Below are 23,938 nucleotides of genomic sequence, written 5' to 3' on the forward strand. Positions count from 1 at the left end.
GGCAAAACGATGGCAAAGGCCCGCAAAACACTGACCCAAGGTGATTTGCGGGCCTTTTTCCTGCTTTTTCAAATCCGGTAGATTTTTTTGCTGAAAAATGATAAAATAGGTAAAAACAGCTATGCCGCCCAAAGCGGCAGAACGGAGCTTTACATGTCACTCATACCGTTTCAAAAATTGCCGCCCCGAAGACGTACGGAGGATGCGCGTCAATATGCATACCGGATCATCCGTCATTTTATTTTAAATCTCCAATTGCCTCCAGGCAGGAAGATGAACGAGGTGGAACTTGCCGAGGCGCTCAATATCAGCCGGACTCCGGTTCACGATACTCTCTATAAGCTTTCCCGAAAGAATCTGGTGGATATCGTTCCCCAGAAGGGAGCCTTTGTATCCGGAATCTCCGTTCACCGAATTGAGCAGACCCTTTGGATTTACAAGCATCTTGGAACGGCAATGCTTCAGAATATTTTCATCCGCAACGTAAAGCAGACTCAGTTTGACATCCTCTACCACACCCTGCACCAGCTTGAGGATTATCTGGCTCAGGAGGATTTCACCCAGCCTGCTCTTTTAATTAATGATTACTACCGGCTTCTTTATGAGCTGGCAGGCAAGATGGATCACGTCTGGGAGCCTGTCCAGAAGGTCGGCATGGATTTACAGCGTCTTTTATTTCTGTCCACCATGGACCCCTCTGTGACGAGGGATTTTTTAAAGGATTTAACTGCTCTTACTGATTCTCTTGTAAAAAGGGATACGGACCGGGCATGCACCATTTACCACCATCATTTGTCCCGGATACTGTTATTGGTACAGCCTTTGAGGGACAGCTATCCCAGTTACTTTATTGACGGCAGCACAGAACAGAAAGGATTTCTTAACGATGAGTGAATTTCAGCAGAACCCATTTGCACTGACAGGAAAAAAAGCTCTGATTTCCGGAGGAACCGGGGGCCTGGGAAGTGCCATTGCCAAAGCGTTTTTACAAAATGGAGCCGATGTGGCCGTATGCGGCGGACATCCGGAAAAGGCGGCAGCTCTGGCGGAAGAAGCAAAAAAGGCCGGACGCAGCTTTCTGGCTTTAAGCTGTGACATCCGAAACCCGGAAGACGTAAACAAGATGCTGGATGAAGTGGACAAGGCCTTTGGAACCATTGACATCCTGGTAAACAGTGCCGGAATGAACCGCCTTCTTCCCGCAGAGGATTACGACGAGGACACTTTTGACCTGGTAATGGATTTAAATGTAAAAGGAGTTCATGCCGTGACCAGGGCCGTTGGAAAGCGGTTTATGATTCCTAAACAGTATGGCCGCATCGTCAATCTTTCTTCGGTAAAGAGCTTTATCGGAACCAAACAGGACTACATTGCCTACTGCGCCAGCAAGGGTGCAGTCAATATGTACACCAAGCAGCTTGCCTGCGAATGGGGCAAGTACGGTATCACCTGCAACGCCATTGCTCCTACCTTTGTCAGAACCCCCATCAATTCCTTCCAGCTTGATGACCCGGTGTTCTTTAAAACCCTGACAGACCGCATCCCCTTGGGACGCATCGGCAGGGAAGAGGATATCGCTGCCGCGGCATTATATTTATCCAGTGACGGAGCATCTTTTGTAAGCGGACAGATTCTTGGGGTGGACGGCGGTTTGACTGCCATGCAGTAATCTATTGATATCAAATTAATGAGTCAGGAGGATTTATTATGATTTTCGGAAATATTCACAATCCCATGGTTACACAGCAGATCGCCATGCTGCCGGAACCTCTCGGCCGGGCTCTCCTCTTTTTAAAAAATCACGATATGGCAGCCCATGAGCCGGGCGTATTTAACATAGAGCTGGGCGGCGTGCCTGTCATTATGCAGGTTCTTGACTTAAATACTTCAGACCGGGAAAGCTTAAGACCGGAGGTTCATAAAAAGATCATTGACGTACAGTTTCTGGCTTCCGGCGGACCGGAAGCAGCGGGATTTTACAACAATGACGGGACAGGGCAGATCGAAGAGGACCTTTTTTCCACTCCAAGGGATATCGGCTTTTTCTTCAATGACCCATCAGCTCCGGAAGGCCGCATCCATATGGTTCCAGGAACTTATGCTATGTATTTCCCCTGGGATATTCACATCCCTGCTATTAAAATAGGAGAAAGTTCTGCTCCTATCCGCAAAATCGTAATTAAGGTTCCTCTGGATAGCTGTCTTCCAAAGGAGAGCACAAAGGGAGAAGCGTAATGAACATAAGCCGCCACTTAACCACACTTTCTCAAAAAGATCCGGACCAGAGGCGGAAAGCTCTGGAAGAAGTTTTAAACCAGGAGGGTCTATCCTATATGAGACAGGAGGAGGAACCTTCTGTCAAGGCTCCCAGAGGCATTATCAACTACTTAATCAATCCTTGGAACGAGGCGCCAGGGCTCTTATTCTGTGCCCATCACGACGGAGTTCCGGGAAGCTTCGGAGCCAATGACAACGCCGCTTCCCTCTGTATTCTCATCGATCTTGCCAAGACCCTTTCCGCTGAGAACCTTCCTGTCCGCTTCGCCTTTTTTGACGGGGAAGAATCGGGAAATACAGGAAGCCGCCTTTACGCATCCCAAATGGACCGGAAGGCAATTACGGGAGTGGTAAACTTAGATGTATGCGGCTACGGGGATACCATAGCCGTCTATGACCGGGGAAATGGAAGAAAGCCCTCTGTATCGGCATTTTGCAGCCAGAAGGTTTTAAAGGCCCACAACGGACTGCTGGTAAAGTATCTTCCCAAAAGCGATGAAGCTTCCTTTTCCGGGCTTTCCATTCCAGCCATCAGTATCGCTTCTATCCCCCGCTGGGATATTGAGTACTTAAAGGTTCTTTCCGGCATGGGCAGCGGAATCCTTGGACGCCCGCCGGAGTTTGACATGATCCTGGAACAAATGGAGATTTCCACCACCATGCACGGCGGTTACCGGGATTCACCGGAGTGGGTGGAGCCGGAAGCCATGACCCGGGTTTATGATTATCTTATGGATGGGCTTCACAGCACCGGAGACAACAAGGGACTTTTATCCCGTTTTTCCCTTCGGGGGAAATAAGGGCGTGCCTGGAATTCACCTTTTTCCTCTCACCATTGATACTTACTTGTATGCCGGCATAGGAACTTCGTTATTTCAATATTTTATTCATATTTGGCCTCTTTGGGTTTCACATTCCTGGTCACGGAATGCTGAAAATACTATAGAGGCCAAAAAAATGGTTATTTCTTCTTTCATATTCTTATCATCCCTTCTTACTTCTGAAAAGAATACTCATCTGCTCATAATCACACTGTTTTCAGAAATTTTAATTATCTTTGAGTTAATACGGTGTGGATTGAATACCAATGTTGACAGCAAACCAGCCTGACTGAAAAGATCATGGGGAACAGCGGCTGGACTATGCTGTGTCACTCCAGTATTTCTGGAATCATATTTATCAAAAAACGTTCTCCAACTGTCAGATATCCATGTTTCCTATAACAACAATATAAGCTGCGCTTCATTGGATAATCTTTTACCTGGCAATAGAAACTGGTGTTATCACTTCCGGTAAAATGGTGTATGGCAATGCTGGGAACAAAGGTAAATCCCTTATTTAAGCTTACCAGACTTCGGGCAAGGTGAATATTCTCAGTCTCAATCACTTTTCCGGGGGTAATTTGAAATTGCATCAGAAGACGGTCCGCCATTTCACGCATGCTCCGTCCCTTTTTTAACAGAATCATGGGTTGTCCCGAAAGTGACTCCGGCAGTATGGGTGGATTTTGGCTGCCTGGTCTCCAGGTGGATTTTTCTTTCATAAAGAATGGCGGAACCTGCAGATAAATGGGATTTTCCAGAATCGGGCGATATTCCAGTTCGGGATCATCTGTCTGATAGACAAAAGCCATATCTACCTTTCCGCTTTTTACCATCTCTTGAAGTGCACTCATGCGTTCTTCAATCAGCGCCAGTTCTACATGAGGAAATTTCTGCTCAAAGGTATCTAAAATGGCTGGAAGTAAAAATTCTCCAGTGAGGGAAGTAAGGCCCAGGGTGATTCGACCGCTTCGGCTGTCACTTAAATCAAAGATTTCTTTTGAAACGGACTTAGAAATTGCCAGTACATCCTTGCAGCCACGCAAATACACCTCCCCTGCTTGAGTTGGCTGGAGGTTACCGCGGTTTCGGATAAAAAGTGAAGTGCCCAGACTGCGCTCCAGGTCAAGAATCATACGGCTCAGTGCAGGCTGAGAAATGTAAAGCTTTTGAGCTGCTGCTGTAATACTGTGTTCCTCAGCTACCGCCAGCAAATAATAAATTTGTTTTTCATTAATCATGGTTGAGTCTCCATATCTTTTAAGGAAATAACATAACATCAACGTTATGTGAGAATGTCAAAATCAGTATTTTACACTATCTTAAATCATGATTATAATGAAGTCAACATAAACAGTAATCACTGATGCAGCTTAAGAATTTATCTTAAAAGTCTAATATTATTCAAACGCACAGGAGGACGTAGGAATGGCAAACGTAAAGGTATTTGTTCCATATGGTGCAGTTGGTTTAAACTGTACGGAAGAGGCATTTGAAGCAGGTCTGGCCATGAAGCCGGATGTTATTTCCAGCGATGCAGGCTCCACAGATTCAGGACCCTATTATCTGGGGTCTGGTCACGGAAAATATTCCATCCGTGATGTGAAACGGGACTTAAAGCGCATGGTGCTGGGTGCACACCAGCTTGGTATTCCCATGACCATCGGTTCTGCGGGAACCTGCGGCTCGGATGAGGGTGTTGATACTGTGTACGCATTGATTCGGGAAATTTGTGAGGAAGCCGGTATCCACAAGAAGATTGCCAAGATTTATTCTCAGCAGGATATTGAGATTATCAAACAGAAATACCGTGACGGAAAGATCAATGCCTTGCACGGAGCTCCTGAAATTTCAAAAAAAACATTTGATGAGTGCAGTACGATTGTGGCATTGCTTGGTGCAGAAGCGTATGAAGAAGCGTTTAAAAACGGCGCAGATATTATCATTGGAGGCCGGTCTACTGATACGGCAGTCATAGCAGCATATCCGCTGATGAAGGGCTGTGATCCCGCTTCCTGCTGGCATGCAGCAAAAACCGTAGAGTGCGGCGGCGTATGCACCAGTGCCGGTTTGCAGGGCGGCGTATTTATGGAAGTCGATGAAAATGGCTTTACAATCAAATCTGTTCAGCCAGGCAGTACAGTTTCCGCTTATTCCGTGTCCGCACACTTGATTTATGAAAATTCCAATCCGATTCAGCTGACAGAACCTGGCATCATGATTGACACCAAAAATTCAACTTATACAGAATTGTCCGATACAGCAGTGCGCGTGGAAGGCACAACCATCGAATATCTTCCTTATACGCTGAAGCTGGAGGGTTCTGGTCCTGTGGGATATCAGACTGTCAGCATGGCGGGCATTCGTGACCGTAAGATAATGCAGAATCCAATGAAATGGGTAGACGAAGTATCCAAAGCTGGTATCGAAAAGCTTGAAAAGGCGGGTATTTCACGTGACAGCTATCATTTCTGGCTCCGCCCTTATGGCTACAACGGTGTTTCTGGAATGGAGGCCCCCGAAGGCTACGTACCAAATGAGGTACTGATGATGCTGACAGTTACGGCTGATACCCAGGAAATGGCAACTCAGATTGCCAAAGCATTCAATCCGTTACTTCTCCACTACAATATGTTTGAAGGGAAACAGATGCCTTCTTATGCCTTCATTTTCTCGCCTGCAGAGATGGAACGAGGCGCAATTTATGAGTTCAAACTGTATCACACAGTATCTGTAGAGAATCCGTTGGAACTGGTTCGCATTGCTTATGAGAATATCTGATAAGAGATCTAAGAAGCTGGCCCATGGGAAAAGGGGTTCCGGCTATAGAAACATTTCGATTGAATACAGAAATCATTATAATTCGGAGGTGCAAAATGAACACGATTGAAGAGACTGTTAAATACATTCGAAGCAAAAATGCAGGGCCATTTTGGCTGACTATTGATGCTTTTTGCAATAATGTGGAGGATACAAAGAGAGTTACGGCAGCATTTGAGAGAGAACGTGAATTTATTGCCAAGGCATTTCAGGTTAAGCCAGAGGACTTACAGATCTTTTGTCTGGAACATATCCAGGTGGCTAAAATCAGCCTCCCGCGTGTGCCGGTTGAGGGAAGCCGTGATGAGCTGGATATGCATGGCGGACAGCATTACGTAACACTGCTGAATATTGCTTGTTAATAGTTAAAAGGGTAAAACCACTGTTTTTTGGTTTTACCCTTTGTTTGTATTATAATGATGTTTTTGACATGTCAGGCAGGCAGTACACCGCTTTGGGGACACCCTCTTTTATATAGAAAAACAAATTATTCCATAGAAAGAATGATCTTGCGCACGGTATCTGTATTTTTCTCCGCATAATCAAAGGCTTCATGCATTTGATCAAAGGAAAATTCCGCATTGGCAAAGCCCTCTAAGGGAAGCTTGCCCTGCTTTAAATACTCGATGACAACAGGGAAACGGCCTGTCTGGTGGCGGGAGCCCATAATGGTCATCTCACCCTTTGCCAGCTTAACGGGTGCGATTTCGCTTGGAGTGGTGTTAAAGCTCATTTCCACCACGCGTCCGGCAGTGCTGGTCACATCTATGGCCTGTTCAAAGCTTTCCTTTGAACAAACGGCATCTACTGTTACATTGGCTCCCATGCCTTCTGTAATTTCAAGCACCTTTTTCACAACATCCACTTCTTTGGCATTGATAATGTGATCTGCTCCCAGCTTCTTTGCATATTCCAGCTTTCCATCCACAATATCTGAAATAATAACAGTTGCCCCCAGAATCTTTGCATTTACCATAATGGTCAGGCCGATGGTGCCTGCGCCCATGATAAATACAACGTCACCTTCCTGCACATTGCCCCGGTAGCAAGCCTGAGCGCCGATGGTAAAGGGCTCGATCAGAACAGCCTGGCTCCATGGCAGGTCAGAGGGGATGATGTGGGCGTTTTTCTCCGGGATGACAACGTATTCCTGAGCACCGCCTTCTACGTGAACGCCAAAAACCTTTAAGGTCTGGCAGGCATTTCTCCGGCCCTGGCGGCAGGCATAGCATTCGCCGCAGGAAAGGATGGGCTCTGCCACAACGTGATCTCCTGCCTTTACTGCGGTAACGGCAGAACCTGTTTCCGCTATTTCACCCACAAACTCATGGCCCCAGACACGGGGATAGGTAACAAAGGCATTTTTTCCATGGTAAATGTGCATATCGGAACCGCAGATACCAACCCGTTTGATCTTTACCAGAACATCCGTATCCTTTTCAATCTTCGGAATGTCGCGTTCTACCATTTTAAGCACTCCAGGTGCTTCAATTACTCCTGCTCTCATGTGAAACCTCCTTGTATGATTGTCCATTTATCTGTTTTACAATTATTTTCGCCTTTAACAAATTTCCAAGTACTGTTCCAGCACCTGATCCATCTCTGCCTTCTGATCTTCTGTCAGAGGCAGCAGAGGCTTTCTCACATCTCCCGCCCAAATTCCCTGTCCGGAAACAACATGCTTTAAGTTGGCACAAAGCCCGTTTCTCAGCAGCACATCCAGAATGTTATTGCTCTTAGCCTGAAGGACCCGGGCTTCATCCCCCTTGCCTTCCAGATACAATTCCATGACCTTTTTAAACTGAGGAAGCATGAAGTTAAAGCTGCTTCCGATAAATCCCTCACATCCAAAAGCCAGAAAGGCCACCATACAGCTTTCAAAGCCGCCGTAGCAGATGATGTCAGGATTAATATTGTGCATACGCTCCATTTGAAGCATATCCAAATTAGTATGTTTTACTGATCCTACTGCTCCGGATTTCAACAAAGCCTGAATTTCCGGGCTGGATAAGTTCAGATTTTTATGTGTGCTGGTGGGAATATTGTAATAGAGAACCGGATGGCCCACCGCCTCCGCAATATCATAATAATATCCTGCAATCTCTTTTTCGGAAAACCCGAAATAAATGGGAGGAGTGGCAGCAATGTTTGGAATACCCATTTCCTTTGCCTCCCTGGCATAAAAAACAGCTTCCGCCGTGCTGATTGCACCCACGTGGGCGAATATGTCCGCCCTGTCCTTGTACTCAGAAGCCAATTCAAAGGAACGGACTCTCTCTTCCCTTGTCAGCAAAAAGCATTCTCCTGAACTTCCTCCGATGAAGAAGCCGTCAGCTCCCTGGGAAATGTTCTTTTCCCAAAGCTGTCTGGCCGCCTCTCCGTTAATCTTCCCTTCCTGATCGAAAGGAGTGATAGAAGCAACGTATAATTTTTTCATGGCAGTAACCCCCTTATGAAGTCCCCATAGTAATGAGCAAAGAAGCCGGCCCCAATCAGGAACCAGCCTCTCCTTATATCTGTTACCGGCTCTTGTCTTCTATTGCGTGTATCGTTTCTACTACAAATTCATGGGTCGGAACCGGGATGCCGCATTTCTTTGCAGCCCTTACGACGGAACCGCTTATAGTCTCCACCTCAGTCCTTCTTCCGTTTTGTAAATCGGCCCGGATGGAGGTACAGCCGTTTGGAGAAGCTTCAGAGGTTTTCCTCACCTTTTCCATAATGGCCTCTTCATCGGCTTCCAGCCCCAGACCTCTGGCAACTGCAACAGCCTCATGAATTAAACGGGTAGTCATGTTCCAGGCATGTTCATTGGCAGCAATGTAGCCTATATCCACCTGGAGGATACCTGTTACCACGCTTAAGGAAACGTTGGTAAAAAGCTTGTCCCAGATCAACTGCTGGATGTTGGAGTGGATGTTAATCGTAAAGCCGCAGGATTCAAAAGCTTCCTTCAGTTTCGGAAGAAATCCGGCTTTGTCCTCCACCAGCATTCCTACATTGGTATTGCCTTTTCCGCCTCTTTTGACGCAGCCAGGTGACAATACCGCTCCGTTGTCCTCTGTGGTTCCGATGATAATATGGTCTTTATCTACAAACTCCCCCAAAATATCCTCATGACCGGAACCGTTTTGCAGGGTCAGCACATAAGTATCCGGACCAATCAAACATTTATTTCCTGCCAGAGCGGCTTTGGAAAACAGGGACTTGACGAAAAGAATCACCAGGTCCACCGGCTCCATGCCTTCTGTACAGGTCACTGCATGAGGGCGGTAAACATTTTCCGTACCATCCTCCTGAAGCTTGATGCCTTCTGCTTCAATGTGGTCCACAGTGACGGCAGACGTATCCACCATATATACTTCATTGTTCAGGGACAGGTGGGCTCCATAAATGGAACCCATAGCCCCTGCCCCGATTACGGCAATTTTCATAGATTTCCCCTTTATTATTTAGAAAACTCTGCCAGTCCTTCAATTGCATAAGCGCGGATTGGGCAAGAATCCAGTCCCTTGATCGGAAGGGGAGTGTAGGACATGAAGAAGGTGTCGGTAGTCAGCTCCTCTAAGTTCTTTAATACCTCCAGGAATACTACGTCTACTTCCATTAATACGTCATGGAATGCGCTTACGTCCTCGTTATTGCTCTCGATAGAAACGCCGTCGCCAAAGCCAACGCATTTCACTTTCTTCTCTTTTAACCATTCAGCGGTTTCACGGCAGATGAAAAGACGCTTGTCTTCTTCTGTGTTGGTAGCCGGTGTAAATGGAGGAAGCTTGAAGTCAGAATCCAGGATTACAATGTCGCCTTCCTTGATACGGTCTCCGCAGGCTTTCTCTAAATCTTCGCCCTTGATCTTTCCGTTCGGCTCCATATGAGTAATGTTTACATGGATGGCACGTCCCATAAATGTGCTGATCGGAAGGCCCTGTACATCGGTCCAGTTATCATTATGATGATAAGGACACTCAACATGGGTTCCCAAATGGCTTGTTAAGTCCATGATGGTATGGAAATCCGGAATAGGGCCGCCTGTATTGAAACGGAATAACCGGCATCTTCTGGACTCAGTCTCAGGGTCCAGCACCTTTGTTAAATCAATTACTCTTAAACCATTTCCTAAATCAAATGCATTCATTGTATAATACCTCCTATATATATTTAGTTTAAACATTCTTCCCTCATTATACCTGTATACCGGTATACCGGTCAATGCTTTTTTTATTGACTTCATAAATTTTCTGGGGTATGATATTTTCCATAATATTAAGATAGGAGTTTTCCATGAACGACACCGGTTCCCTGCAATATCAGGCTTATCATACCATAAAAGAACAGATACTTTCCAAGGCTCTTGATTCAGAGGTTCTCTATTCTGAAACCAGGCTGGCAAAGGAGCTGGGCATTTCCCGGACTCCTTTAAGGGAGGCCCTTCAATACCTTTCCCAGGAAGGCTACATCACCATCATTCCCAGCCGGGGATTTAAAATCCGCCGCCTGGATAAGGAAACCATGAGGGAATCCATTGAGGCCCGCTGCGCCATTGAGGGCTTTTGCGTCCATTTAGCCGCCCAGTGCCCCGATGAGGAACGGTATCAGAAGCTGATGGCGGATATGAAGGAATCCTTAAACCTTCAAAAGGCTGCCCTGGCCTCCGGAAACTTTTCCACTTCCTTTACAGAGGCTGACCACCAGTTCCATCTGCTTCTGGTTCATTTCGCTCAGAACAGTGAATTCAACCATCTCTTCCAGCGGCTTTTGTACACCATTCACTTAACCACTTCCAATGCCCTTGCCATTACGGGACGGGCTCAGAAGACTTATGAAGAACATCTGGAATTTTACAAGCATCTGGAAAACAGGGACAGCCTCCAGGCTTATCAGACTCTCATTGCCCATCTGATGATGCCTCTGAAACTGAACCTGATTTAAACGGATTGCCAATATCCCCTTGACTGCCTGTAAGGCTGCTGCAAAAAAGCTTTTCGCTTTGCAGCAGCCTTTTTTATTATAAAGCAACCGGTTAAACAGCTACCTTTACAACTACCTTCTTCACTGCACACGGCTCTCCTGCCACGCAGCGGGGCTTATGAGCATCCTCCGGAGCTACCACGATTAAATCGCCTTCCTCCAGGATCACATAACCGGAAAACTCCGGCTCCTCATAAAAGATCAGGTCATTTTCTTCAATGCGCTCTTTTTCTTTTAAAATGTCACGCTTGCATACTCCGAACTGCTCTCTTCCCGTAACCACATACTGGATATCAAAATATTTCTCATGAGTCTCAAAAGAGCCCTGTTCTGCCGGAAATGTGGTGTATTCCTGAATGTTGGCTATTACGGTATCTCCCATAACGGGATAGCTTCCAACCGGAAGAGCCTTGATATCTGTCTCCCTCAGCCACTTGTAAGCTGCCTGGAATTTATCCTCCAGATAATCGTATTTTTCTGCAATTGAACTGTTAGCAAAAAGCATAGGTTTTCTCCTTTTTATTATTTGCTTGCAATGTCTTCTGTATCCAGATTGCCTTCAGAAATGGCAACCACCTGAGCCCAGATCTGCTCGTCCACGGATACGCCGTCCTTCATGCTCTTTTCTCTGGCAGCAATGGTGCGCTCGCCCGGGCATGTGACCTGGCCGCCTTCCTGCTCTGGATGGGTGGCATCTGCCGCTGCAACCCTGCGGTTGAGCATTGCCTGAATCTCTTCCTTTGTTCCGAACAGGTAGGGATCGTAAGCAATGAAAATCTGACTGCATCCGGTACAGCTTCCGTTATCGGCCTCATCGATGTCAGAGCCGCATTTTCCGTTTGACATGAGAGCTGCCGCCAAATCCAGGGCAATGGCCATGCCGCTGCCCTTCCAGTAACCCGTAGGCAGAATTCTTCTGCTCTCTTCAATGGCTCCCGGATCATCGGTCAAGTTGCCGTCTTTGTCAAAGCCGCCAGGGAAAGGAAGCTTCTTGCCTGCCAGACGGTAAACCCCCAGCTTTCCGTAAGCATACTGGCTCATAGCCATATCAAGGACAATGGGACCGTCTTCACGGGGAATGGCGATACAGAAAGGGTTGTTGCCCACTCCCGGCTCATCGCTGCCCCATAAAGGCATACAGCTTTCTGTATTGATCCAGCTGATTCCCATAAAACCTGCCTCTGCCATTCTCCAGGCATAAGTACCGCCTCTCATCCAGTGAGTGGTGTTTTTTAAAGCGACGCAGCCGATTCCATGCTCTTTGGCAAGAGCCATGGCACGATCCGCACAAAAGAGGGCGTTGGTAATACCGATTCCCAAATGTCCGTCATAATTTTCAACAGCACCTTTTCCGCCCACAAGCTCCGGCTCACCGTTGGGATCAACCCAGCCCTTCTGAACGTATTCCACAAAACGGGGAACCCGGTTCAATCCGTGGCTTTCTACTCCGTCTGCACTGGACTGAGCGTGAATAGAGGCGCATACCTTTGCCTTTTCCTCAGAAAGTCCAGCGTTCAACAATGCTTTTTCCACTGTTTCCAAAACAGTGCTGTAGGGAATTTTTAAACTCATAGGGTCTCCTTCTTTCTTGCATTCTTATCTCTATGCATCTTTTTCTTCATCGGTTTCAATGGGAGGAATGGTTCTGCCAGCCAGCTCCATCATCTCCTCATACAAACCGCTGGCTTCCTCCGGTGAATAGCCATATACTAAAAATACATCCATCAAATAGGGGGAATAGCTGATTCCCATAATCTCCTGGGCAAAGCCCATGGCCGCAATCTCGCTGAGGGCAATGATGTTGGAATCATTGTGAAGAAATCCCAGGGACCAAAGCCTGATCTTTTCAGTCTTCGTAAATATCTCCTCATGATACTGCTCTTCCACGCAGTGAAACAGCTCATGAGCCAGAAGGAGCCGGCTGATATCCAGCTCCCTGGTGAGAATTTCCGAAACTCCCGGTCTTTCAAACATCTTTTCAGCTTTTTTTACTGCGTCCATATAAATGCAGATTTTATTAGGCACCCGGAACTCTGCAAAGAGCACCCGGTCGGTCTTTTCCGGAAACTCAGGGAAAGAGACATCCATGCCCATGGCCTTTGCCAGTTCCTTGGGATCCCCGGTCTGATACTTGTCACAGATCTTTTTTGCATACTCCCTGCCGCAGGCCAGACTCTTTTCCATCCACTCCCTGCGCTGTTCATCCTGAAACTTTCCATTTAAGGGCTCTCTGGAAAATGCATAGCCGTACCATTCCTCCGGTTCAATCTCAGCCAGGTCTGCCAGCATATCACCCAAAGGGCGCACATCAAAGTGAGGGCGTTCGTATTCCCTTCCTCCCTGTTTTCCGAAAAGTCCGTCTGCAATGGGCTTTAAAGCTGTTTGAAATTCTTCCTTTGTCATGATTCTTAAATCTCCCTGTTGGAGGCGATGATCAGAATATCTTCATCCGGTTCCCGGTCTCCTAAATCCAGATTCATAAGAAGCAGTACCTGCTCCAAGTCAATGGCACTGTAATCCGTTACTCTCGGTCCAAAGCACACGAAGAAGTCAGGACGGAGAACAGAGTCGGTCTTAAATACGGCATTTTCCTTCCAAAGCTTTTCTACTACTTCTTCATAATCCTTTGCCTTACATTTTTCTACGGCACCGTCTGAACACTGCACTTTGATAAAGCCCTTGGTATCCACGATTCGAAGAGGTGTCTTTCCGTCTTTTTCACCTCTATATACATAGAACTTGTCTGTCTGCTCTGCCAGCTTCACATTGGCAATCTTTGGACCAAAGTCTTCCAAGGCCAGTTCGCAGGCTTCCGGTTCCTCACAGGCTTTTAACAGGTCGGTAGTCTTTACTTCCGTGGAACCTGTAGCAATGGCTGTTACCTTACCGGTCTGGTTGTCGATCTCGATATGAATTTCAATGGTATCCGGAGAAGCTCCTGAGCTGACTGCCAAGTCTGCGGCCTCTTTCTTCAGCTCCCTGATGTCCTCCTGAGTCGGATTGGGGATAACACGTTCTACTACATCACGAACCATGGCAAGAGCCACACCGATGGAGGAAATAACCTCTGCATTTTCCGGAATGCTGTACTGAAGGCCCATTTTTCCTGCACAGTAAGGAACTAAGGAAGCCGCTCCGCCTCCGCAGCCTACCAGCCTCATGCTGTCATGGTCCAGTCCGTACTTTTCTGCCAGCGTGTTGATGGTGGCATTGACCTTTTCAAAGTCCTTATCAAGAATCTGGGTTGCCAGTTCTTCTACGGTGATGCCCAGCTTATCGGCAACCGGCTGCATGGCCTTTCTTGCAGAGTTGGCATTTCCGTAGGCAAAATATTTCTTATCTACCAGTCCTAATACATTGGCTGCACATGTATTGGTAAAGCAGATGCGCTTTCCATTCTTTAACCGCAGGGTCACGTAGTCGTTAGGATCTCCCTGCTTGGGGCTTACCATTTCAATCTGAGGATCTACGATCTCCTCTTCCGCAGTAAAGCAGGCATATTCACATCCTGCAATATGAGCAGAACGGGGGCCTACGTCTGTTACAGACTTGCTTCCGATACGGACCATGGAACCGCCTGCACATCCTAAAATACGCACGTCAAGGGAGTTGATATAAGTGTCATGGCCGCCGATTTTAGCGTAATCCACGCCAGGACGTCCGTTTTTGATAACACCGATATTGGTGGTGGTTCCGCCTACCTCAAAGTAAATGGCATTGGAGGCACGAAGATACATGAGGGAACCCATAACAGAAGCGGCCGGGCCGGATAATGCGGTCAGAATGGGACGCTTTCTCATTTCTCCGATTTCCATAACACCGCCGTCGCCTCTCATGATCATCAGGGGCACGTGAACGCCTGCCGCATTGACGGAGGACTCTGTTGCATTAGCTGTGTTCATCATCTTAGGCAGAATGGAAGCGTTGATTGCTGCCGTACGGGTACGGCGGGTAAGTCCATACAGTTTCGTAATATCAGAAGCCATTGTTACAGGCACATTTTTCTTCTTTGCACAGTCATGAATGGTCATTTCCTCTTCCATGCTGTCTACACCAAAGGCCATAGAAGCCACGATTACCTGAGCGCCCTGGTTCAGCAGCTCATCAATGCTTTTGTTGATCACATCTTCTGTCAGCATTTTCTTCTTAATAAAGGTGTTGTACACCTTGATCATACGGCCTACTTTTTCATCCAGAATAATATCCTTTAATGCCAACTGGCGTTTTGCCAGAAAGCCCTCTAAGCCTCCCCCGGCCATGCCGACTACTCCGACGTTTGCTACGTCTCCCTCAATAAATGCGTTAGTTGCCTGAGTTGTGGAGTGAGCTACGAAAACCACGTCCTCCGGTGCAATATTATTTTCCTGCATACAGTACTGAAAACTCTGTACAACACCGGCAGCAACGCCGTCTTTATGATCATGAGTTGTCTTTACCTGCTTTTTCCCAATAATTTCATGGGAGTCGTTGTCCATAGCAACGCACTTGGTATACGTGCCGCCTACGTCGATTCCCATACGGACTGCTCTATGTTCTGCCATCTTTTTCATTCCTTTCTTTTTTCCTGACATGCTTTTCCCATTGAGATTCATGTTGAAAAGCGTCCGGCGCGCAGGGGCGCCCCGGACTTATGGGTTAATACCTTGGATTTTGAGAGTATAAATAAATTTGTTTGACTGGTTTTAGCCAAGGAACCATGCAGCTCCAAGCCCTCCCAGCAAAATAAAGGTTGCCACATACTGAATCACACCGGTAAGGTATGCATTTGGTATGGAGAGCTTTAAGAATTCTCTTGACTCTACCTTTGTGTAAGCAAGTCCCCATGCAACCCAGGACTGAGTGATACAGCTTCCGATATTTACAGTGATTGTAGGAATTACAAATACTGCATAAAGGAAGGGAACAGAGAAGGAAGCAACATTGGAAAGTACACCAAGGGTAGCAGCTCCGCTTCCAACCAGGGTCATCGGTCCGCGGAATAGACCCATGCAAAGCAGGACAGCAAATACGATACATACAACGATTTCACTTCTTGGCATTACATTGCCTAAGATTACCTTAAAGTAAGGTGAAGCATAGGACGCTACCTGGTTGAACATAGGCAGAGTAAGAAGGAAGCCTACCAGGGGAGCGGTATCAACCACACCGTCATAGTACAGCTTATTTACAAGCTGGCAGTTCTCTTTAAAGCTTCCCTTCATTCTTCCGCAAAGGAAGAGGGCTAAAAATCCTGCGATTACAAAACCGCCGATAACGGAGAAATCAAGCCAGATCTTAAGGACTACAGGCACGATTGGAAGGATCAGGGTGTAGAACGGAGCGTTCTTCTGTTCAGATGCAGCGCCTCTTGTCTGGGCAGCCCAGGAGTGAACAGTCTTTGCTTTCTTTAAATAAACTGCAGACAACAGAGTGGTGGCTACCAGCATGATAACCAGAGCGGCAAAGCCCCAGTGTGATGCATACCAGCCAAGAGTGAATTCAGGCAGTTCTTCCGGCTTGATAAAGAAAGCGCGGTACTGTGCAAAGTTTACAGGATTTAAGAAAATACCGGCTGCAACGGAACCCATAAAGGAAAACAGTGCAACAGATTTCGGAATTCCCAGAGACATAAGGATGGGAAGAACGATAACGCCGATAGCGATAACCGGGCCTGCACCTGTCATAGCGGTAAAGATTAACGCTGTAACAATGTTTAACAGGGAAACGGTAACAAATGGCTTATCTCCGCCCAGCTCAACAGTCTTACGGATCAGGGTGGAAGCAATTCCGGTATCCATCAGGACACGGCCAAACCATGCGCCCCAGCATACGTTTACCAAAGTGGTTCCCCAGCCTTCAGGAGCTGACTGGAAGATCTTGTTCAGAGCAGCAATCATGGTGTTGTCTGCGCCGAATTTCAAAATAGGATTGGACTCTAAAAATGCCTCGCTTACAAAAAGGGTTCCGCCAAAGGGTAAAATAGTCCAAAGAATTGTGATCAGCAAAAATCCGATCATCAGGTTATGACCCTTGACACAGTAGTATGCCAGGCCAAAGAAAGAAATCAATAAAATTATACCAATGATATACTCCACAATTAATACCTCCATAACTTTTTATTCGCCATACATGTAAGATACTCTGTCCGCTTTTTAAGCGGTCTCTCAAATCCCGGTTCTTTAACTCCTTTCCTCTTTTCTGCCCTGTACTTTGGGCATCATGGTACACCCGCAGGGTGCTTCTTCTTTTCTGCCCTGTACTTTGGGCATCGTGGTACACCCGCAGGGTGCTTCTTCTTTTCCGTCCTGCATTTTGGACATTATGGTATGCCCGCAGGGTGCTCCATCACAAATATAGTGAAAAATCTATTTCTATCAGGTCCGGCATCAGGCCATTCCTGAAAAGAACTGTGGATAAATTTCCCGAAGAGTCCCTGCATTCCAGAGAATGGTGTTGAAATGATTGGCACAAATCAAACACGCCGCTTCGGCATCCCTCCGCCTTAAATGGTCAAGCAGAAGGCGTCCTTCCACCTGAGCATGCTCCCGGCTGGTCAGGGAAGACATATCAATCTTATAGTTAAAAGTCGTATACTGCAGATAGTTTAAACGAAGCAGGTCGCAGTCCATAGTCCGGAAAACCTCCCAAGCATATTCCCTGCCGCAAAATGTGGAAAGCAGATAATGAACCTGCTGCTCCGTAACCAGAAAATCAACCGGGCTTTCTTCATCCATCTCGGACCTCTGCCGGTTGAGAACAGCTTCCAACTGCTCTTCCTGCTGTTTTGTAAGCCCCTGGCGGCAGATATCATCAATCATGGCCTGCTCCAATACAATATGCGCAAATACTGCCTGTCTGATTCGTTCCACATCTAATAAGGTAACTTCGGTTCCCCGCTGAGGATACACCACCATATATCCCTCTTCCACCAATCGGGAAAGAGCCTCCCTCACCATAGTCCGGCTGGCATTCATCTGGCTGGACAAGTTATTTTCACTGAGCCGCTCTCCCGGCGGGATATCAAGGCTCAGTATGTGGCGGCGAAGCTGGTTGTAAATATCGTTCTTTTGGTTTCCTTTTTCTGTTTCTGCCATTTCCTGTTCCTCCCCGTTGTATCTTTCTTTGCAAAGGCGGTTTTCAGATTGCATATCAGTATCCCGCCAAATGCATATCAGTCTGTACAAATATGTATTTCATCTCTATCCACTTTGTAAAATATATCACATCCAGTTATAAAAATCAATTATTTTGTTATCATTTTTTCTATATTTTTTTTATTATACCCTAATATTCTGGTCGGTTTCACAAATAACAGGGAAATGTTCCCATAAAAAACCAATATAAGAATTGCATACAAGTTAAAAAGAAACTCGACTTTCCTTCAGAATCTTTTCTATGGTAACCCTTCTTCAGTGCTTCAGAAACAGGCTGATCCGCCTGGTACTTTCCAACGCCGTCACCAACGTTTCCACAGCAAAAGAAAACTCCTTCTCAAGTGAGAAGAAGTCGACTTATGCTGTTATATTAAGGGATGAAGCCGGGAGGTTTCAGTTGAATTCAGATATGAGATAAAAGAAAAAGAACACGCCTGACCGTTCAGGGGATGGCAAAAACCGGAAAGTCTTTAAAAAGACTTTCCGGTTTTTCATGAAAAGCGGGTGATGGGAATCGAACCCACGTATCTAGCTTGGAAGGCTAGTGTTCTACCATTGAACTACACCCGCACGGAACCTCAAAACATTTCAAAAGTGCTTAAGGGAAGCACAATGCCCAGAGCCGGAATCGAACCTGCGATACGAGGATTTCAGTCCTCTGCTCTACCAATTCATAAAACAGACCTCGTATAACCCAACTATTCCTAGGCGTATAAAAGATTTCGTATAACTCTTTTATATTTTATTCATAGAATTATCTCACGAACGTTTTATATTTTATCATAATGTCTAAGTTCTGTCAACTAATATTCAGCACTTTTTTTGATCCTTCTACAATACAAATTTCAATTTTAGATGGAGTATATTGACTAGTCAAATTTTTAAATTTCAATGCAAAGGTTTCCTCTATCATGTCCTCATTATCCACCTTCAATGAAACCTTATTACCTGTAATAGTTTTTTAATGGAATTTTCTAAGTTACAATTTCCAATAGGCCATGTTCCAATAACATCAATGACCTCTTCACCATTTGTATTCAGGAATTCCCCTGTATATGACCTTAAAAATCCTAATTTTAAACTTATATTTCCAGTAATACTTGATATTCCAAGAACTGCCGGGGCTCCCAGCTCCTTTGGTTTTTCTATTTCGGCATCGTGTTCTCCTTTCTTGCAATAAAAAAGGACTACTGCTTTTTACAGTAGACCTCTCTTTGGTATTTATTATTCCGGAACTATGGTAGAACCATCACTAAATACAATACTTAAAATATCATAACTAAACTGTAAATCATTATAATCTGTGTTAAAAAACTTCATATCTTCATCAATAAACGGATTACACTCATAGGACAAATCACTTTCTGTATGTGTCTCTCCCATTTTGATAGTATTTCCTGTAAAGTCACATCCTACTCTAAGAATTTCTTTTCCAAACAAATCACTAATTGTTAATGCTCCCTCAATACCTTTTATATCTTTATCACTATTGTTGGTTATTTCAAAAACCATATTAACATAATCATTAAAAAGCCATTTTGATGTATCTTTCGGGGTAGCTGATTTATCAACAACAACTATTTTTGCATATTGCTCCGATTTCATATCAGAATATTTTTGCTTTAATTCGGTTAGTTCATCCGATGAACCAATAACTGAAATCACTTTATCAACATTGGCTATTGCATCTTTATATTCTTTATTTTGTGATAAATTCTCTGCTTCATTTAACAATTCTGTTTTATATGATTCTGTCAAATCCTTTAATTTCTTTGACGCATCAATATAATTATTATCCTCTTCTATAACTGCTTTATATTTTGTTAATGCTGTTTTTATATCCCCATCACTCTGGGCTTTCTCCGCATCCTCATATGCTTTTCGAGAACTCTTTAACGCCTCAATTTTTGTTTGAACCTCTATTGCATATTTTTTTGATGCTTCATATTCTGTATATATTGAAATATCTTCAATAGCATCATCGTATAAAATTTTTCCATCTTTAAACCGTGTATATATATCATCCATATTAGAATTCTGTTCTAAAGATAGTTTTTCCAATAATTCATTATTACCTGCAATCTTGCTATTATATACTTCAACTGCTTCTTCGTTCTTGTTTTTATTAAATAGTGATATATATTTTTTTATAGGATCAGAATTATTTATAAAACCCCCAATGCTCCCAACGAATATTACAATCGCAAGACACGCACATGCTATTATAATTGTTTTTCTGTTCTTTTTATTTTCATTATGCTTAACAGAGCAACCACATTTACTGCATACTGTTAATCCCTCTTCTAATTCCTGTCCACATTCAGGGCATTTTACCAGTGCCATACTCATTTCCTCCCACATCTTAATATTTTCTTACATTATACCCTAAGATACCATTATTTTCCATAAGTTTCATATTTAAATGTGAATAAGGTTTCATCAAAACTTCTATACTGTCCTTTCATGTTATCCACAATATCATTGAAGCCAGTATAAATAATGACTGATCCATTAAAAATAGATATCGTATTATTTTCTGTAATACTGTATCTGTCACTTACCACAACAAAGGAAACAATGTGCCATAGGATTACCTCTCTTTCTGTGATAGAACCACCGTTTGAAATATGTAATAATTCTATGAACATAAAAAAAGATAACTCCTATGAGTTATCTTACTTTCCTTTATAAATGCCCAAAGCCGGAATCGAACCAGCGACACGTGGATTTTCAGTCCACTGCTCTACCAACTGAGCTATCTGGGCATAACCACTTACAACATGTGTAATTTTACAAGATTTCCTTTATCTTGTCAAGCAAGTTTTCTAATTTTAATGAAAAAAACAAATATCTTGCCAAACTTAGAGAAACATATTATAATGTGAGAAACAGGGAATGAGGTTCTCCCTTGGGTCAGTCCCTAAACCGCTTTCAAAGCTGATGACTTCTGTGATTATAAAAATCGCAGACTCATCAGCTTTTTTTGACGGTCTGCGTAGATTGGAGAGATTGATATGCTATTATCCCTTGCCCTTGTATTCCTTTGCGGAATGACCTTGGGAAAAATGTTTGAAATGCTGAAACTTCCAAGACTTCTCGGCATGATCATAACAGGAATCATACTGGGGCCCTATGCCCTGAACCTGCTTGATGGTTCTATCCTGAACATATCAGCAGAACTGCGCCAGATCGCCCTGATCATTATTCTGACCAGAGCCGGGCTGAATCTGGACGTGGAGGATTTAAAAAAGGCAGGACGTCCTGCTATTCTCATGTGCTTTGTGCCTGCCTGCTTTGAAATCGCTGGAATGGTCCTTCTGGCACCTTCTTTTCTGGGAGTCACCCGTCTGGAGGCCGCCATTATGGGAACTGTGATCGCCGCCGTTTCTCCGGCCGTGGTTGTTCCCCGGATGTTAAAGCTTATAGAAAAAGGTTACGGAACAGAAAAATCCATTCCCCAGATCATTATGGCAGGAGCTTCTGTAGACGATGTATTTGTCATCGTGCTGTTTACCGCCTTTACCGGACTGGCGGAGGGCGGAACCATAAGCGCATTAAGCTTTGTTTCCATACCCATATCCATCCTTTCAGGTCTGGCTGTGGGAGTTTTAACAGGCATTCTTATGTCTCTCTTCTTTACCAAATTCCATATCCGGAACAGCGGCAAGGTGATTCTGATTTTATCCGTTTCCTTTCTGCTGGTTACGGCAGAACACAATGTAAAGGGAATTATGGGCTTTTCCGGCCTTCTGGCAGTTATGGCCCTGGGAGCTTCCCTCCGTCTGAGAAAATATGAGCTTTCCAAGCGCCTGTCTGAGAAGTTCTCAAAGCTTTGGGTGGGGGCTGAAGTATGGCTGTTCGTTTTGGTAGGTGCTACGGTAAATATCAGCTATGCCTTAAATGCAGGACTTATGGCGGTTGCCCTCATACTCTGCGTTCTGGTATTTCGGATGCTGGGCGTTTTTACCTGCCTGATCAGAACCCGTCTCAACAAAAAAGAACGGATCTTCACTGCCATTGCCTATATTCCAAAAGCCACAGTGCAGGCGGCCATCGGAGGCATTCCCCTGGCTATGGGACTGGCCTGCGGAGATATTGTGCTGACTGCGGCTGTTTTGTCCATACTGGTTACGGCACCTCTGGGTGCAGCCCTTGTAGACGCTACCTATAAGAAGCTTCTGTAAAAAGGTTTTGATATTTTTATAATGGAAAAATATGGTGTAATGGTTCCGCCTTCATTGGGGAAATCTGATAAGGAAATGAAAACAGCTTTATATTTATATATAGAAGCTTTTATGATCGGAGGCCCATATGAAAAATGAACCTGTATTTTTGACTGACAAAAACCGTAATGTTATCCTGGAAGTGATCTTAGGAACACCCAATGCAGCCCTTCCCGACAGCTTAAAGCCCTTTGAAGTGCTGGAACCCAACACTTCTGACGGCGCTTCAGAAAAGCATGTTCCCTTCATTGAAACAGACGGAGAACACGTGACTGTAAAGGTGGGAAGCGTATTCCATCCCATGTCTGAGGAACACAATATTACCTGGGTCTGTCTTCAAACTGAGGCTGGATGCATTATGAGAGTGAACTTAAGCCCCGACTGTGAGCCCAAAGCCTGCTTTACCCTGGAAAAAGGAGATTCTCCAAAGGCTGCTTTCGCTTACTGCAACCTTCATGGCTTTTGGAAGGCAGAGGCGTAAAAATAAGGGAAGCCGGTTCAGTTTTTTGCTGAACCGGCTTTTTATATTGAAAGTATCATTGACCCTTGACAAACAGAATGCCGAAGCGTATAGTTAGCCTAAACTAACTATTTAATAATTGCATAACATATGCGGGGAGGAATGAATATGGCGGTAAAACTCGACGGCGTCATGGAGACGCTTTTAATCACTCTTTACATACGGGCAAAAGACGCGGCAAGTGCTGCTCCTGTCCTTAACGACCAAAAGGCAGCGGAGATGGTGGCAGAAATAGACTACGACTTCTCTAAATTTGACAGCGGTATTATGTCCTATTACGGTGTTCTGGCCCGGGCCAAGATGATGGATGATCAGGCGCGGGCATTTATCCGGCGGCATCCCCAATGCACTGTCGTGTCAGTAGGCTGCGGACTGGATACCCGTTTTTCCAGGGTGGATAACGGAAAAATAATGTGGTATAACCTGGATTTCCCTGAGGTGATTGAGCAGCGCAAACTGTTTTTTGAAGATCACCCCCGTGTGAAGGATATTTCCAAATCCGCCCTGGACCCCAGCTGGACGCAGGAGGTGGAAACAAACAGCGGGCATCTTCTGATTATTTCCGAGGGCATGCTGATGTATCTCCACGAAAGGGAAGTGGCCCAACTCCTCGGAATATTAACCAGAGGCTTTGACCGATTTGAAGCCCACTTTGATCTGCTGTACAAGGGGCTGGTGAACAAAGGAGGCGTTCATGATACAGTTAGAAAGACCGGGGCTCAGTTTCATTGGGGCGTTAAGGATGGCAGTGAAGTGACACGTCTCTGCCCTGGAATCAAGCAGATCGGCCTCATCAACTTCACTGATGAGATGCGTCATCTGCTCCCCGGAGTGAAAAAACTGCTAGTTCCGGTTATGTATATCACCAATAACCGCCTGGGCATGTATGCCTATAAGAAAAACCCATAATCGTTTAAGCAGAGAAATATTCTTCTGTGGTACAACAAAAAAACATCCTTTTTCTCCGGCTTCCATGCCGTTTTAAAAGGATGTTTTTTATGATTCCAATTCTTATGAACTGGGCGGAGAAGGATTCGAACCTTCGAAGTCGTCGACAACAGATTTACAGTCTGCCCCCTTTGGCCGCTCGGGAATCCGCCCATGCTTTTTTGTCAAGCAAGCGTAATTTTACCATAGGGACATGAAAAAATCAAGGTTTTTTTGAAAAAAATC

General features: G+C 45.2%; 24 protein-coding genes, 3 tRNA genes and 1 riboswitch. Of the genes, 10 read left to right on the forward strand and 17 right to left on the reverse strand.

Going from position 1 to position 23,938, the window contains the following annotated elements; genetic code table 11:
* The first annotated feature begins 153 nt into the window (after positions 1 to 153).
* From V7M78_RS03630 to V7M78_RS03645, 4 genes are read left to right on the forward strand one after another with little or no spacing between them, the layout of a single operon-like run.
* Positions 154 to 894 carry a GntR family transcriptional regulator gene (locus V7M78_RS03630; protein WP_333646634.1) on the forward strand — a complete coding sequence of 247 codons (741 nt, stop codon included), beginning with the start codon at positions 154 to 156 and terminating at the stop codon, positions 892 to 894.
* The gene (locus V7M78_RS03635) at positions 887 to 1,669 is read left to right on the forward strand and encodes an SDR family NAD(P)-dependent oxidoreductase (RefSeq protein WP_333646523.1); all 783 of its coding nucleotides are present in this window, start codon (positions 887 to 889) and stop codon (positions 1,667 to 1,669) included. Before V7M78_RS03630 ends, V7M78_RS03635 begins: the two co-directional genes overlap by 8 nt.
* Before the next feature lie 38 nt (positions 1,670 to 1,707).
* On the forward strand, positions 1,708 to 2,235 hold the full coding sequence (locus V7M78_RS03640; protein WP_333646525.1) for a YhcH/YjgK/YiaL family protein: 528 nt from the start codon (positions 1,708 to 1,710) through the stop codon (positions 2,233 to 2,235).
* On the forward strand, positions 2,235 to 3,077 hold the full coding sequence (locus tag V7M78_RS03645; protein WP_333646528.1) for a M28 family peptidase: 843 nt from the start codon (positions 2,235 to 2,237) through the stop codon (positions 3,075 to 3,077). The genes V7M78_RS03640 and V7M78_RS03645 overlap by 1 nt, the downstream gene beginning before the upstream one ends.
* A gap of 350 nt (positions 3,078 to 3,427) precedes the next feature.
* On the opposite strand, the gene V7M78_RS03650 is transcribed toward V7M78_RS03645, so the two are convergent.
* Positions 3,428 to 4,339 (reverse strand): LysR family transcriptional regulator, encoded by a 912-nt coding sequence (locus V7M78_RS03650; protein ID WP_333646530.1) that lies wholly within the window; start codon positions 4,337 to 4,339, stop codon positions 3,428 to 3,430.
* A 187-nt stretch (positions 4,340 to 4,526) separates the two neighbouring features.
* On the opposite strand from V7M78_RS03650, the gene V7M78_RS03655 reads away from it, so the two are divergent.
* Together V7M78_RS03655 and V7M78_RS03660 are read left to right on the forward strand one after the other, a co-directional pair.
* Complete coding sequence (locus tag V7M78_RS03655; RefSeq protein WP_333646532.1) at positions 4,527 to 5,879, forward strand: acyclic terpene utilization AtuA family protein; 1,353 nt, start codon at positions 4,527 to 4,529, stop codon at positions 5,877 to 5,879.
* A 95-nt stretch (positions 5,880 to 5,974) separates the two neighbouring features.
* Positions 5,975 to 6,280: a DUF4387 family protein gene (locus V7M78_RS03660; RefSeq protein ID WP_333646534.1), complete on the forward strand. Its 306-nt coding sequence runs from the start codon at positions 5,975 to 5,977 to the stop codon at positions 6,278 to 6,280.
* A 125-nt stretch (positions 6,281 to 6,405) separates the two neighbouring features.
* Here the strand turns inward: V7M78_RS03660 and V7M78_RS03665 are convergent, their stop codons facing one another.
* From V7M78_RS03665 to V7M78_RS03680, 4 genes are all read right to left on the reverse strand, one after another.
* The gene (locus tag V7M78_RS03665) at positions 6,406 to 7,425 is read right to left on the reverse strand and encodes a zinc-binding alcohol dehydrogenase family protein (protein ID WP_333646536.1); all 1,020 of its coding nucleotides are present in this window, start codon (positions 7,423 to 7,425) and stop codon (positions 6,406 to 6,408) included.
* A gap of 54 nt (positions 7,426 to 7,479) precedes the next feature.
* The gene (locus V7M78_RS03670; protein WP_333646538.1) at positions 7,480 to 8,355 is read right to left on the reverse strand and encodes a dihydrodipicolinate synthase family protein; all 876 of its coding nucleotides are present in this window, start codon (positions 8,353 to 8,355) and stop codon (positions 7,480 to 7,482) included.
* Between the two features lie 82 nt (positions 8,356 to 8,437).
* Positions 8,438 to 9,352 (reverse strand): ketopantoate reductase family protein, encoded by a 915-nt coding sequence (locus V7M78_RS03675; RefSeq protein ID WP_333646540.1) that lies wholly within the window; start codon positions 9,350 to 9,352, stop codon positions 8,438 to 8,440.
* Positions 9,353 to 9,366: 14 nt separating this feature from the next.
* Complete coding sequence (locus tag V7M78_RS03680; protein ID WP_333646542.1) at positions 9,367 to 10,056, reverse strand: cyclase family protein; 690 nt, start codon at positions 10,054 to 10,056, stop codon at positions 9,367 to 9,369.
* Between the two features lie 146 nt (positions 10,057 to 10,202).
* On the opposite strand from V7M78_RS03680, the gene V7M78_RS03685 reads away from it, so the two are divergent.
* A complete protein-coding gene (locus tag V7M78_RS03685; RefSeq protein WP_333646544.1) occupies positions 10,203 to 10,850 on the forward strand; it encodes a GntR family transcriptional regulator in 648 nt (215 codons plus the stop codon).
* A gap of 91 nt (positions 10,851 to 10,941) precedes the next feature.
* On the opposite strand, the gene V7M78_RS03690 is transcribed toward V7M78_RS03685, so the two are convergent.
* The 11 genes from V7M78_RS03690 to V7M78_RS03740 all read right to left on the reverse strand — a co-directional run bounded on the left by V7M78_RS03690 (position 10,942) and on the right by V7M78_RS03740 (position 20,787).
* Positions 10,942 to 11,394 (reverse strand): YhcH/YjgK/YiaL family protein, encoded by a 453-nt coding sequence (locus V7M78_RS03690; RefSeq protein WP_333646546.1) that lies wholly within the window; start codon positions 11,392 to 11,394, stop codon positions 10,942 to 10,944.
* A gap of 17 nt (positions 11,395 to 11,411) precedes the next feature.
* The gene (gene yiaK / locus V7M78_RS03695; RefSeq protein WP_333646548.1) at positions 11,412 to 12,461 is read right to left on the reverse strand and encodes a 3-dehydro-L-gulonate 2-dehydrogenase; all 1,050 of its coding nucleotides are present in this window, start codon (positions 12,459 to 12,461) and stop codon (positions 11,412 to 11,414) included.
* Between the two features lie 30 nt (positions 12,462 to 12,491).
* On the reverse strand, positions 12,492 to 13,292 hold the full coding sequence (locus V7M78_RS03700; RefSeq protein WP_333646550.1) for a hypothetical protein: 801 nt from the start codon (positions 13,290 to 13,292) through the stop codon (positions 12,492 to 12,494).
* A gap of 5 nt (positions 13,293 to 13,297) precedes the next feature.
* Positions 13,298 to 15,430 carry a hydantoinase/oxoprolinase family protein gene (locus V7M78_RS03705; RefSeq protein WP_333646552.1) on the reverse strand — a complete coding sequence of 711 codons (2,133 nt, stop codon included), beginning with the start codon at positions 15,428 to 15,430 and terminating at the stop codon, positions 13,298 to 13,300.
* A gap of 141 nt (positions 15,431 to 15,571) precedes the next feature.
* Positions 15,572 to 16,963 (reverse strand): citrate transporter, encoded by a 1,392-nt coding sequence (locus V7M78_RS03710; protein WP_333646554.1) that lies wholly within the window; start codon positions 16,961 to 16,963, stop codon positions 15,572 to 15,574.
* An 84-nt stretch (positions 16,964 to 17,047) separates the two neighbouring features.
* A complete protein-coding gene (locus V7M78_RS03715) occupies positions 17,048 to 17,188 on the reverse strand; it encodes a hypothetical protein (protein ID WP_333646556.1) in 141 nt (46 codons plus the stop codon).
* A gap of 66 nt (positions 17,189 to 17,254) precedes the next feature.
* Positions 17,255 to 17,962: a GntR family transcriptional regulator gene (locus V7M78_RS03720; RefSeq protein WP_333646558.1), complete on the reverse strand. Its 708-nt coding sequence runs from the start codon at positions 17,960 to 17,962 to the stop codon at positions 17,255 to 17,257.
* A gap of 559 nt (positions 17,963 to 18,521) precedes the next feature.
* Positions 18,522 to 18,592 (reverse strand) — tRNA-Gly (locus tag V7M78_RS03725).
* A gap of 654 nt (positions 18,593 to 19,246) precedes the next feature.
* A complete protein-coding gene (locus V7M78_RS03730) occupies positions 19,247 to 20,365 on the reverse strand; it encodes a zinc ribbon domain-containing protein (protein WP_333646560.1) in 1,119 nt (372 codons plus the stop codon).
* 53 nt (positions 20,366 to 20,418) lie between these two features.
* Positions 20,419 to 20,670, reverse strand: coding sequence for a hypothetical protein (locus V7M78_RS03735; RefSeq protein ID WP_333646562.1), 252 nt, complete (start codon positions 20,668 to 20,670; stop codon positions 20,419 to 20,421).
* 44 nt (positions 20,671 to 20,714) lie between these two features.
* Positions 20,715 to 20,787: transfer RNA gene (locus tag V7M78_RS03740), tRNA-Phe, on the reverse strand.
* Between the two features lie 117 nt (positions 20,788 to 20,904).
* Positions 20,905 to 20,979: riboswitch (Fluoride riboswitch) on the forward strand.
* A 57-nt stretch (positions 20,980 to 21,036) separates the two neighbouring features.
* On the opposite strand from V7M78_RS03740, the gene V7M78_RS03745 reads away from it, so the two are divergent.
* From V7M78_RS03745 to V7M78_RS03755, 3 genes are all read left to right on the forward strand, one after another.
* Positions 21,037 to 22,206: a cation:proton antiporter gene (locus tag V7M78_RS03745; protein ID WP_333646564.1), complete on the forward strand. Its 1,170-nt coding sequence runs from the start codon at positions 21,037 to 21,039 to the stop codon at positions 22,204 to 22,206.
* A 127-nt stretch (positions 22,207 to 22,333) separates the two neighbouring features.
* On the forward strand, positions 22,334 to 22,726 hold the full coding sequence (locus tag V7M78_RS03750; RefSeq protein ID WP_333646566.1) for a desulfoferrodoxin family protein: 393 nt from the start codon (positions 22,334 to 22,336) through the stop codon (positions 22,724 to 22,726).
* Between the two features lie 147 nt (positions 22,727 to 22,873).
* Positions 22,874 to 23,674 carry a class I SAM-dependent methyltransferase gene (locus tag V7M78_RS03755; RefSeq protein ID WP_333646568.1) on the forward strand — a complete coding sequence of 267 codons (801 nt, stop codon included), beginning with the start codon at positions 22,874 to 22,876 and terminating at the stop codon, positions 23,672 to 23,674.
* A gap of 110 nt (positions 23,675 to 23,784) precedes the next feature.
* Here the strand turns inward: V7M78_RS03755 and V7M78_RS03760 are convergent.
* Positions 23,785 to 23,866, reverse strand: a tRNA-Tyr gene (locus V7M78_RS03760).
* Positions 23,867 to 23,938: the final 72 nt, after the last annotated feature.

The sequence above is a fragment of the Lacrimispora sp. genome (assembly GCF_036758025.1).
Taxonomy (GTDB): Bacteria; Bacillota; Clostridia; order Lachnospirales; family Lachnospiraceae; genus Lacrimispora.

What these genes read in the sequence shown, in the direction of transcription:
- V7M78_RS03705 (WP_333646552.1), bottom strand. Translation starts at nt 15,430, where the DNA reads ATGGCAGAACATAGAGCAGTCCGTATGGGAATCGACGTAGGCGGCACG.
- V7M78_RS03645 (WP_333646528.1), top strand. Translation starts at nt 2,235, where the DNA reads ATGAACATAAGCCGCCACTTAACCACACTTTCTCAAAAAGATCCGGAC.
- V7M78_RS03635 (WP_333646523.1), top strand. Translation starts at nt 887, where the DNA reads ATGAGTGAATTTCAGCAGAACCCATTTGCACTGACAGGAAAAAAAGCT.
- V7M78_RS03690 (WP_333646546.1), bottom strand. Translation starts at nt 11,394, where the DNA reads ATGCTTTTTGCTAACAGTTCAATTGCAGAAAAATACGATTATCTGGAG.
- V7M78_RS03730 (WP_333646560.1), bottom strand. Translation starts at nt 20,365, where the DNA reads ATGGCACTGGTAAAATGCCCTGAATGTGGACAGGAATTAGAAGAGGGA.
- V7M78_RS03700 (WP_333646550.1), bottom strand. Translation starts at nt 13,292, where the DNA reads ATGACAAAGGAAGAATTTCAAACAGCTTTAAAGCCCATTGCAGACGGA.
- V7M78_RS03715 (WP_333646556.1), bottom strand. Translation starts at nt 17,188, where the DNA reads ATGTCCAAAATGCAGGACGGAAAAGAAGAAGCACCCTGCGGGTGTACC.
- V7M78_RS03660 (WP_333646534.1), top strand. Translation starts at nt 5,975, where the DNA reads ATGAACACGATTGAAGAGACTGTTAAATACATTCGAAGCAAAAATGCA.
- V7M78_RS03650 (WP_333646530.1), bottom strand. Translation starts at nt 4,339, where the DNA reads ATGATTAATGAAAAACAAATTTATTATTTGCTGGCGGTAGCTGAGGAA.
- V7M78_RS03685 (WP_333646544.1), top strand. Translation starts at nt 10,203, where the DNA reads ATGAACGACACCGGTTCCCTGCAATATCAGGCTTATCATACCATAAAA.
- V7M78_RS03735 (WP_333646562.1), bottom strand. Translation starts at nt 20,670, where the DNA reads ATGTTCATAGAATTATTACATATTTCAAACGGTGGTTCTATCACAGAA.
- V7M78_RS03670 (WP_333646538.1), bottom strand. Translation starts at nt 8,355, where the DNA reads ATGAAAAAATTATACGTTGCTTCTATCACTCCTTTCGATCAGGAAGGG.
- yiaK (WP_333646548.1), bottom strand. Translation starts at nt 12,461, where the DNA reads ATGAGTTTAAAAATTCCCTACAGCACTGTTTTGGAAACAGTGGAAAAA.
- V7M78_RS03675 (WP_333646540.1), bottom strand. Translation starts at nt 9,352, where the DNA reads ATGAAAATTGCCGTAATCGGGGCAGGGGCTATGGGTTCCATTTATGGA.
- V7M78_RS03655 (WP_333646532.1), top strand. Translation starts at nt 4,527, where the DNA reads ATGGCAAACGTAAAGGTATTTGTTCCATATGGTGCAGTTGGTTTAAAC.
- V7M78_RS03720 (WP_333646558.1), bottom strand. Translation starts at nt 17,962, where the DNA reads ATGGCAGAAACAGAAAAAGGAAACCAAAAGAACGATATTTACAACCAG.
- V7M78_RS03750 (WP_333646566.1), top strand. Translation starts at nt 22,334, where the DNA reads ATGAAAAATGAACCTGTATTTTTGACTGACAAAAACCGTAATGTTATC.
- V7M78_RS03745 (WP_333646564.1), top strand. Translation starts at nt 21,037, where the DNA reads ATGCTATTATCCCTTGCCCTTGTATTCCTTTGCGGAATGACCTTGGGA.
- V7M78_RS03680 (WP_333646542.1), bottom strand. Translation starts at nt 10,056, where the DNA reads ATGAATGCATTTGATTTAGGAAATGGTTTAAGAGTAATTGATTTAACA.
- V7M78_RS03755 (WP_333646568.1), top strand. Translation starts at nt 22,874, where the DNA reads ATGGCGGTAAAACTCGACGGCGTCATGGAGACGCTTTTAATCACTCTT.
- V7M78_RS03640 (WP_333646525.1), top strand. Translation starts at nt 1,708, where the DNA reads ATGATTTTCGGAAATATTCACAATCCCATGGTTACACAGCAGATCGCC.
- V7M78_RS03630 (WP_333646634.1), top strand. Translation starts at nt 154, where the DNA reads ATGTCACTCATACCGTTTCAAAAATTGCCGCCCCGAAGACGTACGGAG.
- V7M78_RS03665 (WP_333646536.1), bottom strand. Translation starts at nt 7,425, where the DNA reads ATGAGAGCAGGAGTAATTGAAGCACCTGGAGTGCTTAAAATGGTAGAA.